6 protein-coding genes are annotated in these 12768 nt (G+C 55.9%); 1 reads left to right on the top strand and 5 read right to left on the bottom strand.

Annotation, left to right across the window (positions count from 1 at the left end; translation table 11 throughout):
* Nucleotides 1–149: 149 nt before the first annotated feature.
* The 5 genes from ACH5Y9_RS22000 to ACH5Y9_RS22020 form a co-directional block, all read right to left on the bottom strand.
* Entirely contained in the window at nt 150–4958 is a 4809-nt protein-coding gene (locus ACH5Y9_RS22000; protein ID WP_445367593.1) for an MG2 domain-containing protein, read from the bottom strand.
* Nucleotides 4959–5538: 580 nt separating this feature from the next.
* On the bottom strand, nt 5539–5976 hold the full coding sequence (locus ACH5Y9_RS22005; RefSeq protein ID WP_445367594.1) for a hypothetical protein: 438 nt from the start codon (nt 5974–5976) through the stop codon (nt 5539–5541).
* Nucleotides 5973–7661 (bottom strand): hypothetical protein, encoded by a 1689-nt coding sequence (locus tag ACH5Y9_RS22010; protein WP_445367595.1) that lies wholly within the window; start codon nt 7659–7661, stop codon nt 5973–5975. Before ACH5Y9_RS22010 ends, ACH5Y9_RS22005 begins: the two co-directional genes overlap by 4 nt.
* A complete protein-coding gene (locus ACH5Y9_RS22015) occupies nt 7631–9250 on the bottom strand; it encodes a DUF1175 family protein (protein WP_445367596.1) in 1620 nt (539 codons plus the stop codon). Before ACH5Y9_RS22015 ends, ACH5Y9_RS22010 begins: the two co-directional genes overlap by 31 nt.
* 132 nt (nt 9251–9382) lie before the next feature.
* A complete protein-coding gene (locus ACH5Y9_RS22020; RefSeq protein ID WP_445367597.1) occupies nt 9383–11548 on the bottom strand; it encodes a zeta toxin family protein in 2166 nt (721 codons plus the stop codon).
* A gap of 304 nt (nt 11549–11852) precedes the next feature.
* On the opposite strand from ACH5Y9_RS22020, the gene glyQ reads away from it, so the two are divergent.
* Nucleotides 11853–12767, top strand: a complete 915-nt coding sequence (gene glyQ, locus ACH5Y9_RS22025) for a glycine--tRNA ligase subunit alpha (RefSeq protein WP_033156860.1) — start codon at nt 11853–11855, stop codon at nt 12765–12767.
* Nucleotide 12768 lies beyond the last annotated feature (1 nt).

Genomic DNA, 12768 nt, shown 5'->3' on the forward strand with positions numbered 1-12768 from the left:
TGCGTTTCACCCTAGATACCTGGCGAGTCTCTAGGGAATTTATATGAATGGTGTTGATTTACCAAGTCTAGCTAGAGCGAAAATCATAGCACACAAGCATTCTTGGTCACTTACGCTATAAATCGGAGGGATGATTGTCCAACGGTTACCTACCTGACACTCACCCTCCCCGCCAAACTATTCCCTTGCACCGCCTCGTTATACATATCAAACCCGCTAGCAGGGGGGATCGACGCACTACCGGCTCTGGCGACACGCCAGACTTGATACAAGGTCAATTCGCCGCCGGCTTGCAGTTTGGCGACGCGGACGATGCGGTCCGGGTAGCGTTGGGTTTCCTTGATGTTGGCCCAGTAGCTGTCGTCCTTGGGCTGAATTTTGGCGTCGGCCAGGTAGGTTTCATCGTTTTCCTGACCTTCCGCCAAGCTGGGGATGCCGTCTTCAATGACCACAAACTCGCTGCCGGGTGCCGGTCGGCCGGCGGCGCTACGTTTGATGTGCACTTCGCTGACCACCACATCGCCGGGTTTCAAGGTCTGACTCATATCGATCAACTCGCTGCCTTTGGCGGTGATGCGGCGGAAGTTGCGTTGTACCTCCAGACCGGCAGCGCGAGCAGTGACCGCCGGATACGGTACTTCGACGTTGACTGTGGCGCTGGCGATTTCGTCGGCATTCAATTCGGCGAGATGAATTTCGCTAAGATCCGGGCTATTGCCGAATCGGTTGAAGTTGCCCAGATAGCCGCCGGGTATGCGCTGCAATGTGCCCAAGGCAACGCCGTCCTTGCTGCTGACCGAAATGCTGCGGGCGCTCTGCTTGGCCGCTGCCGCCGCTTCCTTAGATAACAATTCGCGGCTGTTGAAGATCACCTGCGCGGTATCGTAAGTCGATTGCCAGTAGCCGTTTTGCTGGGTTTGCAACAACCCGCGTTTCAGTTTGGCTTCCAATGTCGGAGGCAAGGCCTGCGCCTCGTTCAACGTGCCCAAACCGGCAGAAATCAAGCTGGGCACGCCAAATCCAAAGCCCAAGCTGTTATACAACTCGCCGCGCTGTTGTTGATAGTTCGCTGGATCAAGCGCGTCCAGCGCCAGTTGCAAGCGCTTTAGCAAATCGTTTTTCAGCTGTGGCCGGTCTTTGAACTGCTGATTGAAGCTGTGCCAGTTTTGACTTTCGTAAGCTTTGACGATATGCAGCGCGGCTATCAAATCACCCGCGCCGGCATGGGCATCGGCAAGCAGTTTTTCGACAAAATCTGCCTGTTGTTGCCAAGGTGCGTTGTAAGCATAACCAACTGTCGCAAAACCGCTCAACACAAAACCATCCGCTACCGTACTACCCTCGGCGTGATTGTTGAGCCAATCCATGCCTTTGAAATAGGCGTTATTCACGCCTTCTACTTGCAAGTCGTTGGCGTATTTCAAGGCTTGCAGGGCAATCAAGGTCACCGGCACCGTGGCTTCGCTATCGCTGGTCCACAAGGCAAAGCCGCCGTCCGATTTTTGGTTTTGAATCAATTTCCGAATACCCAGCGCCGCGTTCTGCTTGGCACGTTTTAAGGTGTTTTCCAGCGGACCCAATTGCTCGGGTTTCAGGCCGGCGCGCTCGATCAAATCCATTAACACCAGATTCGGCACGGTGCTATGCGCCAACTGCTCGGTGCAACCGTAAGGATATTGCACCAGCATGGCCGCCGCTTGCAGCGCGGCACCCAGCAGGCCGGAATTGACTCGCACCGTCACTTGTCGCGGCTCGGCTTGTGCAGGCAAAGCTATGCGCAACAGATTGTCCTGTTGCACGCTGCTAATCACCTGCGGCAGCGCGGCGGCTTTTAATGGAATCTCAAACTCCTCGGCACCGCCCACCCGCACACCGGTCGGCGCAGTTAAGGCCACCTTCAATGCCGGCGCACCTTGCCGGTCGTTGGCGCTCAAGCGCAACGGCCATAGTTGCTCGGCTTTGGCCGCTAGTTCAGCTTGCGGTACTGGTTCGCCGCTTTGCAAAGGCAGGGTGTCCGGCAGGCTGATGCTGCCGGCCAGTTTCACCGGCTGGGCCAAGTGATTGGTCAGTTTCACCGCTACGTCCACTTCGTCGCCCTGCCGCAAAAATTGCGGCCCAACCATGTCAACCGCCACATCGGTGACGCTGCGGAATTGGCCGGTGGTTTCGCCGATACGGCCGTCCTTGTCGCTGGCGACCGCTGTCACCAGCCATTCGGTGACGTTGGCCGGCATGTCCACATCAATAGTGGCATTGCCTTTGGCGTCGGTAACCACATGCGGAAACCAGCCGGCGGTGTCGCGCATGGCTTTTTTGGCCAACTTGCTTTGGCTTTTCAAGGCGCTGAGCGAGAAATTGGGTTTACGCAGCAAGTCGGCATAACCGTAGCCTTGCAGATCGTCGGAATAGAAAGTCGCTAAATTGCTGCGTTGCAGCGGATAGAAAAAATCGAAAATTCCGGGACGGAATTCCGCTTGCACCGCATACACGGCGCGATCGACGATGGACACGGCGATTTCGGTGTTCGCTGCCGGGCTGCCATCGGCGCGTTTGACTTGCAGCTTGATTTTGGTGGGTTTCAGCGGCTCGGTTTCGGCTTTTTCCGGCTCGATGGCGATCTGCAAACGCTTTTCCCAAGGCACGATTCTAAAGCCCAGGGTTTGTTCCTTGTATTTGCCGCCGGCCATCGGCACGGTCACGGTGTGGTAAAAACCGGTGCCGTATTCGGGTTTGGCGGTGACTTCAAACCAGCGGCTGCGGCCTTGAGCCTGTGCGCTGCGACTATCAAACAAACGCGCGCCAGCCACGGTTTCCCAAATCGCGCCGCTCTCGTTATTGCCCCAGGCCTTGGGCAATAAGGCGAATACCTTGGCTTGCTCGCCGGGGCTGAGAATAGTGGTGGGCGTGTACAGTTCCAGTTCCGGATTGTCGGCCACCGCCTCGCCGCCACTACCGGCCACGATTAAAGTGCTGGGTTGGGAACTGGCTGGATGGTTTAAATTGCGGCCGTCCAGACTTTCCAGACGAGCCACGGCGGTGAGTCGGCCAAATTCTTTCAAGGCCGGAATGGTCAGTTTTTGCTGACCGCGCTCGTCGGTCGCGAAATCCAGTTTCACCAGGCTACGCTTGCCGCTACCGGGCTGTTCCAGCATCACATCGACCACGCCGCCGGCCTTGGCAGCCGGCTTGCCGTCGGCATAGCTGGATTGCAACAGCAATTGCAAATCCTGATCGCCGACCGCCGCGACGGTTTTATTAAAGCGCACGGCCGGCTGCGCCTCGGACAAGGTGGCATAAATGCTTTCGGTCAAAATCGCATTGCCGCCGGCCGCATCCTGAGCGCGCACCATCAGGGAGTAAATCCATTCCTGATCCGGCGTTTCTTTGTCTGAGGCCGGCACGGTAAATTCAAAACTGCCGTCGCCGCTTTCATCCAGCTTGGCGGCGGTTTCCCAAGGGTTGCTGGCATCGACCGCCTGGCGCTCTTCGATAGAGCTATACAACCGTTGCGGTTGCGTCAACGGTGCGGCGGATTTCACCTGGCCGAAATAGTCATTGCCCGCGGATAATCCCGCGCCCGCTTCGGTGACAAATTGCGGGGCTTCGAATTTTTTCCGGTACAGAAACACTTCGAACTTGACGTTCTGCGGCACGCCACCGCTGTAACGTTTGGCGCGGAATTTTAACTTGAACGGCTGGCCAGCCTGCACCACCGAGCTGCGATCCAGCCATTCCAAATAAAAGGTGGGTTTAATGTAATCGCGCACCCGGAACTCGCCGCCGTAGGCTTTGTGGTCTATCTCGGCCAACAAACGGTACAAGCCCGGCGTCTGGCTGGAATCCAGATCGAAACTGCCGGAAAACGAACCAAAATCGGTGAGTGTAGTTTGACCTTGCAAACCTGTGGCATTGCCGTCGGCGCGAATCAAGGACACGTCGGTTTGTTTGGATTGAAAGGCCGGAATCCGCAACTGGCCGTCCTGCAAATTACGGACGATGCCTTTGTAATAAAAGGTCTCGCCGGGCTTAAAGATCGGCCGGTCGGTCATCACGAATACCGAGTCGTCTTTGGCTTGCGTCGGCAAGAAATCGGTCGCAGTCAGCGCGGTGCGCGCCGCTTCGCCGGGTTTTGCGGCCGGCGCATCGACCCGCACCAACAATTTGCCGTCCAACACCCCATCCGGACTGTTAAAGCTCAGTTCGCCGGCGGCATTGGTGCTGGCCGGCAAGGTTTGCCAATGGCCACGGCCATCGCGGTAACTGACTTTGGCGCCAGCCAGCGGCTGCAAGTCGCGGTTCATCGCCCGCACCAACAACTGCTCGCTGGATTGCTTGACCTGCACCGCCAGACTGCTGACCTGAATCAGACACTGCGCCTCGTTCTTGCCTTGCAGCGCTTGCAGCAAATAAATGCCATCCGGTAGTGGGTCGAGCGCCACTTGTCTAACCTTGTAGCGATGCTCGCTCCAGGTATCTTCGTTAAACCACCAACCCAAATCGTGAGTTTGCTGACCGTTGCGCAGCAAATCCAGATAGCTTTCCTTCACCACCGTAAAACCCTTCGGCGGTGCCACCAAAACTTGTTGCGGCACCGACACCAACGGTTTTTCGGTGACTGTCAGCACAGAGCCGCTGAAGTTGGTTTCTTTCAAGGATTTGCGAAACTCGACATCCAGCATGCCGCGCAACAACTGCAACGGCGATTGCGCGTTATTCAAACCTTTGGCGAAGTAATGGCCGGGGTTCAGCTCGCTGACCGGCTGCTCGTAACTACGGCTGACGTTGAACTGGCCATCCAGGAAGCTTTCCAGGTTATTGGCTTTTAGCACCCTGATCAGCATGGGCTGGTCGGTTAGGGTGTAGTCCAAGCGGATATTGGGGACTTCGGTGTTGGTGAAGCTGCGTTCGGCGGTTAGATAGAATGGGCTGCCGGCCCAGGCACATGTTGGACTCAGCAATGAAGCTAGCAGAAGTAGATAGCTAACAATCACAGCAAATAGATTTGGTGTCGCTATCGCGACGGTCTGTTTAATGTCGGTTCGCGGACCGACAGCCGCGATACTTTCTTTTGCATCGCCAAAAGAAAGTATCCAAAGAAAAGGCGACCCGGATACCGCTTTGATCCTGCGCGCTGAAGCTTTTGCCGAGGGTTTTCGGAAGGGGCTTCCCAGCCCCTCCGAAAACGAGCGGCATCCCTGCCGCTCCCCTATCGGGCTGATCTCGGCAAAAGCTTCGGTGCTCGGCGCGGCATAACGGGACAAACCCCGAGCATAATCATAATCAAGCTGCGTTATCATAGGATTTCCTTGGGCTCAGGAAAAAACTTCATGGATTACCATCATCTATCTGTTACGGACTTTATTCGTGGTCCTTTGTTAACCACACCACAAGGATGGGTAGTCTTTGGATTTTCAGTTATTTATCTAGGCATTGGTCTTTTAACGCTATTCGTTGAATTCCCAGCGACATTAGATCTGTCTTCGGATAAAACGAGCGCTGTTTGTATGCTTTGGCCTATTTTGTTGTTTGCTTACTTTATTAGGGACTCTGGCTTATCGAATTTTTCTCCATCTCTGGAAAATACGATTTGGTTAGTTTTCTGGGGCATTGCGCCCATAAGTTTTTGGCTTTACGACCACTGGCATATAGTTTTTTCGTAAGCCCATTCATCGGGGACTGGTGTTCCCCGTATGCCGCGCCGAGCACCGAAGCTTTTGCCGAGATCAGCCCGGTAGGGGAGCGGCAGGGATGCCGCTCGTTTTCGGAGGGGCTGGGAAGCCCCTTCTGAAAACCCTCGGCAAAAGCTTCGGCGCGCAGGAGAAAAACGGCATCCGGGTGGCTTTTCTTTTGGGTACTTTTCTTTGGCCAAGCAAAGAAAAGTACCTCGGCTGTCGGTCCGAGAACCGACATTAAAACATCCGTCGCGCTAGCGACACATTCTCTCAACAACTCAAAAACACGTAAAAACCCACTCATTTCCCACCTTCTTGACCTACCAACCTACCTTCCAAAACAGCCCCAGAATCCCCCTCAACCCTCCCCGCATAACTCAAAATCGGCAAACCATAAAACAACTTATCCCCCTCCTGCCGCATCGCGGCCTTGGCGGTCTCATAGTCTTGCTGCCAGCGCGGCGCAAATTCATTTGCTTCCTGAGAGTTACCCGCGCCGCCTGCCAGAAATAGTTCTCGTACCGCGGCGCCAGGATTAACAAAAGCGGTTAGTTGCGCGGCTTGCATACGCTGTTTCTCGACGCCGCGTTGCCAATCCAACGGACTCAAGGACTGCTTGTTACAGGCGTCTTTCATCCTCGTCAGCAAGCTCTCCGAACTGGCCGCCAGAAATAAACTGCCGCCGGCACATTCAGCGCCCAGGTCAGGGTTTTTCAGATATTGCGCATACGCGGCACTGGCTTGCGGTTGCTGGGGATTGGCGACGATGATGCCGACTGCGCCGGTTGGGCTGTCGGCGGTGAAATCCCAAACCAAGCCTACACCAGCCGGTTCGGGGCCGATCGGGTTGGTTGACGGGCCGTTTGCCGCCAGCGCTTGCCAGTCTTCCGTAGTTAAGTCCGGCGATAACGCTAGGCTGGCGGCCACACCGGCAAAGGCGTCGTGCGGGATACTGGCTAAAACGCCTTCGAACAACTGACCGTGCAATTGGTTTTGCCAGGCAGCCGCCGGTAAATTCAACACACCCAGTTGGCCGTCTGTTAAGGCAAAATCCCATTGCAACGGATACGTTGGCGAGCCGGTCAACACCGGCAGCAAATGGTCGATAAAAGCTTCGCTACGTAAGGTCAAACTTAGCGGCGCATCGCTGCGGCGGCTTTGCGGGGCGATGCTGTCAATGACATTGAGCAAGGCTTCCAGGCTTTGCGCCAGATAAATCCGCTCGCGGAATTGGGTGAAAAACAGCTTTTGCAAACCGATGCGGGTTTCCAGGATCGGTTCCGGCAATTTATTGAGGCGGTAACCACTAGTTGCCAAAACGCCAGCCAAGGCCGGCATGGCTTGATCGGCAAACTGGCTGTCGCTACGCGAGTAGCTGATGACCCAGCCCTGGCTGGCATGGGCCATGTCGTAATGCAGCTCGGCATTGGCGGCGACGGCGTCGCGCAGCAGTTGCGCCAGAAACTCGCCTTGCAGACCTTCCAGATTGAGTTGTTCGGCTTTGACTTTCAGACTTTGCAGCAAGCCGAAAAACAGGCCTTGCACGAAGCGATTGCCGACTAAGCTTTGCACTTGCGGCTGCGCATCCCACCAATTTAAAAACGTCTCGCCTTGATTGAAGTTAAGGGTAAAGGCCACCGGATGTTTCTTTACATACCAGGTTGCCTGTTTCGGACAATCGGCGGGACGTTGGACGGTGACGTCCATCGTGGTACCCGAGCCGACATCGCCGCCTGTCAAGGCTGGGCAATGTTCGTCGCCGGCCGGCACCTCGTCATTGCTGCCCACCAGCGAAGTACTGGCATCCAAATCGTTGTTGGCGGAATCGCGCAGTTTCACGGTCAAATCCAGCAGGGGCAGGCCGGTGCGCATCAAACGGCTTAACGGTTGTCGGGAGTAATCCTGATAGCCGACAATACCGGCGGTAGCGGTCAGCACCGCCGCCGAGGCAAGCACGGTCAGGCGTTTTGCGGGGCTAAGCGGTTCCATTCGTACACTCCAAGGAAATAGGGATTTTCCGGGCGGGGGATCCACACCGGATCGGGCGATTGCAATAATTCGGCGACGCTGACTACTCGCACTTGGGCCTCTTCGCCTTGCGCGCCGTTGTGGTACACCGCCAGATTTTGCGGATGACCGGCAGCGAACAGCATCAAATGATAGGGTTCGTCGTTGACCAGGGGTTTTTGATAAACCAGCAGATCGCCGCTTTTTGCTGCCGCCAGGTCGCGCGATTTCAGGCGAAAGTTGTAGCCAATCAGTGTCTCGGCATCGGCGAAGTGGCCGTAACGCGGCTGGCCGTTACTCAGGCCGGTTTGCCAAATTTGCGGGTACTCCGGGATGGCTTTGCGGGCCTGTTCGGACAAGGGTGGCAGCATCAGTTTGGCCGGCACGCCAAGTTTGGCGGTGCGGGCCGCGTCGCGTGGCTCTAAAGCGGTGCGGTAAGCAAAACGCACCAGGCCGGCGCAGTCGCGTTGTTTGGGCTCCCAGAGCGGGCTGAGTTTGCGGGCTTGCAGCAAGGCCACATCGGTGACGACTTGGCGCAGGGCGTCGGCATCTTGTGATGGTAGATAGGTTTGCTTATTTTTATTCTCCTCTCCCCAACCCTCTCCAGCAGGAGAGGGAGCAGATGCCAGCCCTGCCCCAGTAGGCGCCAATGCTCCCAAGTCCTCGCCGTTTTCTTCGCCTTCGCGCTTGGGTTCGTGTTTGATGTATTCCCTTACTTCCGCCGGCATGTCGCGCTCGGCGTCCTGTCCGGGCACATAGATTTTTGCCGGCTGGCGGTTGCCTTGGATCACCACATACGCCAGGGTTTTGGTTTCGCCGGGCCGGGCCAAGGGCTTTTGCACTCGCCGCCGGCTTTCCGTGGGCAAACCTTCATCCAGAATAATGTCCAGATTAGCCAAGGTATGCTGCACCGCGCCGCCCGGCCAGTAATTGGTATCGATGCGGAATACGCCGATGGGTGGGGCCGGATGTACGTACAAATAAGGCCCGTAGCCAGGCTGGTCGAAGTTGTCGCCGTTTTGATTTAAAAAGAAGATGCCGCCGCTGTTGGAATTGGTATCGGCCCAATACACATGGCTGTTGTCCGGCTCGTAGATATGCAAATCGGTGTAGACGCCGTCGCTGTCGCTGGTCAGTACCACTTTTAAGCCTATCGAAGCAATCACCGCATCAACGGTAGTTGAGGCTTTGGTGACACCCGCGCTGTTGGCGCATTCGGCGATGACGGTGTTCTTGCCCTTGGCGGCCGGAAACGCGCGGGAGAAGCTGCCATTGGCGTTGCGCACGTAATAACGCACGCCGTTGATATTCACCACAATCGGATCGGCGCTTGGGTCGGAACAGGTGCCGGCCACGGTGATTTGCAAACCGCTGGTCCAACCGCCGGCTGGTTTGCTCAGTGTTAAGGTTGGCGCTGTGGCTGGTCCGGTTGCCACGGGATGCTGCTGACCGCGGCGGGCCAGAATATCCGGGTCATCGCTAGGCGCGGCAAGGCTTTGAGCCGATAAAGATAGCCACAAGACAACATAGCTTCCCAGCCGGCGGGCATCGAACAATTGAGGTTTCCGCATCCACGCCTCCATTGGGCTAGGTGATTTAATCAGTGCTGGAAATGTAGCAAGCAAATTGGCTAACGGCAAATCTGCTGGACCGCGTTTCAGCATCTGATTGGTCGTTGCCCAACATTTTGCGAATCTATTTAGTCATTCGACACTGCCCTGCAAACGGGTAATCCAAGCGTCTTTCGCATTCGGGTCAACATGAAACGCCAGCGCCACCGGTTTGTGAAGCAGGCCGTCCTCGCCGGACGCATTGGGGTTGAGCTGGCGTTTTTCCACAAAATCGATCAAGCGCCGCAGATGGTAAACCAGTAATACCCGGTTGCCTTCGCTGCCTTTGTAGATTAAATAGCCGACGTTGTCTTCGCTCAAGTCCGGGTTCCGGGCGATCAGCGCGGTCAATCGGGTTTCGCAATCGCCGGCCAGGCTTTTCAACACCGAATCCGGATGTTGGCGGATAAACTCAAGTAGATGCCGGACCAAGTGGCCGGCCAACTGTTGCTGTTGCAATTGCTCCAGCTCAGCATCGCTAAGCAAGACACTTTCCGCCACCAAATAATGCTTATCCCGCTCACCGTCGTTGGCAAACAGCGAAATTTTTGCCAGCGCTGTGTCTTCAAGGGCATGCAGAAACTCTTGCGGCGAACGGATGTGTTTATCGATGGTGACCACCCAGGGCAAAGCCCGCCCCGTCGCTTCAAAGCGCGATTTGACGCTGCCGATCACGCCGGAGCGCGACAACTCCAGTTCCCGCCCGGCCGGCTTTACTAAGAAAGCATCGACCGCGGCAATCTGGGTACGAAAACCGGCAGCTTGAAATTGTTTAATTGCAGTTGAATAGCGCGGCGAATAGGGAATACCTGTGCCGTCGTAGAGGATATTGATCCGCAGCTCGCGGGCCTGTTGCGCTACCAGGTCGCGCAGGCGGTTGGCGAACGGTTCGACGTACACGTAGTCGTCGCTATGATGATTGGCGGCGGTCAGCAAACGGTACAGATCGCTGAGCTTTCTGAATTCGTCCAGGGAAGCGATCACGAAATTGTCGCCACACAGCGCCGTGGCAATTTCTTCGACTGCGGTTTTGCCGGCACCGGCGCCGCCCATGCTCATCAGAAAATGCGGTTGGTCCACCGGAGTTTTGCCGGCAAAAATCGCGTCTCGGGCGGCGATTAAAATGCGGCTAATCTTGGCTAAACGCTCGTAGGCAATTTCCACGGTACGGCGCAAGCGCACTTCGTGACGGGCGGCGACCAGCATTTTTTGTTTTAGGGCTTCGTTGTCCGCCAATAAAAATAGATTGGCTTGCTCGCCGGCGCACTGCTTCAACAAATCCATCAATTCGGCCTGGCTGGGGGAGCGCAAGCCGGTAAGCATATTCACGTCCAGGCAAAACAGCGGCGCAACGCCGTCTTCACGAATCGGGATCGCATCGATCTCGAATTTGCCGGGGGCGCGCAAATCTTCAGTACCCGGCAGATAGCCGATGATGTGTTCGGACACGCTTAACGGATTATCGGCAAAATGCTGGCCGGCAATGAGTTGTTCAGCGGTAATGCTGTTCAAGGGCACCAGGCCGCCGGTCACGGTGATCAGGCATTCGATGCCGTCGCTGGTGGTATGCGACAGAAACGGAATCCCTAATAGAAAGCGTTTGTTCTCCGGCCATTTGCCGTAGCGGTTGGCTTGGTTGTGCAGGCTTTTAATCCGCCTGGGATCGAGGGCGTGCGTAAAGGCGCGGCTCAGCGCCCGGTGTTGACTATTATGATCGTGCAGCACCAAAGCGTCTTCGGCAGTTAGGCGGCGAAAATCGATGCCTTGTTCGTAGACGGCCTTGAAGGCCGGCAGGTTACCCAGCGCGGTAATAAAAAAATCCAGCGTCATCCGATTGCCGTAGCCATAAGGCCGAATGATCCGCAAGGAATGATAAAAGTTGGCCAGTCGCTCGGCGATGTCCTCGCTGTGGATCACAAAGCCGTTGTTATCGAAAATCGCCGTATCGGCATTGCTGTCGCCATCCAGCACCAAGCGTTCGATAGCCACGCGGAATTGCTTGCGCTTATCGGCATCCGGCATCGTGCCGGGGCGGTGGGTGACCGTGGGCTGCTCCTTCCAGTCGCTGAACATTTCGCGATGGATGCGCGAGTACAAGCCGGTCATGTAAGTGACTCGCTTGGTCTGGTCGTGCGAGACGGTGATTTCCAGCTCTTGCAACAAGGTCGACAACAGTCCGGCGCCTTGGGCAATAGCCAGCGCGGTGCGTAGGCGTTTTAGCGGCCTGTAACCCGGAAGATTCCGGCTGGGGTTTTGCATAATCCACCCTCTTATTTTTTATAGTTATTATTTTCTGGGGCTGATCTTAACCGGTTATTGGCGGAGAAGGAATATTGGCTGAATGTCTTGCAACGGAAAACTACTATTATTGGCGGTTGAGTAAGTCGGTATGGCATTCCGGCTTGTGAGGACGCTAGTGGGGAGCCAGAGCGCACAGATTCTGCTTGCCTGGAGCGATGTTAGCAGGCTTGAGCGGGATTCTTTAAAGCCCCCTTGGCGCCTGTCTAGCGAGTACTTTTCAGGTACAATAAACTCATTTTTTATCTATCAAGTGGCTCCCGACGTGTCGATTAGCAAAAACGATGTCTCTACTTTTCAGGGCCTGATTCTGACCTTACAGGAATACTGGTCGAATCAGGGTTGTGTGTTGTTGCAACCTTTGGATCAGGAAGTGGGCGCCGGTACCTTTCACCCCGCCACTTTCTTGCGCGCCATCGGTCCGGAGCCTTGGAACAGCGCTTACGTGCAACCTTCGCGGCGCCCGACAGACGGCCGTTTCGGGGAAAATCCCAACCGCTTGCAGCATTATTACCAATTTCAGGTAATCATGAAGCCGTCGCCGGACAATATCCAGGAATTGTACCTGGGCTCATTGCGGCATTTGGGTCTGGATTTGCTGGAACACGACATCCGTTTTGTGGAGGACAACTGGGAGTCGCCAACCCTGGGCGCTTGGGGATTGGGTTGGGAAGTGTGGTTGAACGGCATGGAAGTCACGCAGTTTACTTATTTCCAACAAGTCGGCGGCCTGGAATGCCGGCCGGTAAGCGGTGAAATTACTTACGGCCTGGAGCGGATTGCGATGTATTTACAAGGCGTGGAGTCTGTGTACGACTTGGTCTGGACTCGCGGCCCGCAAGGCGTGGTCACCTACGGCGACGTGTTCCACCAAAACGAAGTAGAAATGTCCGAGTTCAACTTCGATCACGCCAATGTCGACTTCCTATTCCAATGCTTCGATACCTACGAGCGTGAATGCCTGATGCTGCTGGAGAAAAACCTGCCGCTGCCGGCTTACGAAATGGTGTTAAAAGCGTCCCACTCCTTTAATCTGCTCGATGCTCGCCACGCCATCTCGGTCACCGAGCGGCAACGCTACATTTTACGGGTACGCAACATGGCCAAATCGGTCGCCGAAGCCTATTACAACCGCCGGGAAGCGCTAGGCTTTCCGATTCTCGCCAGACAGGGAGCGTGAC

The organism is Methylomonas sp. BW4-1, assembly GCF_052474385.1.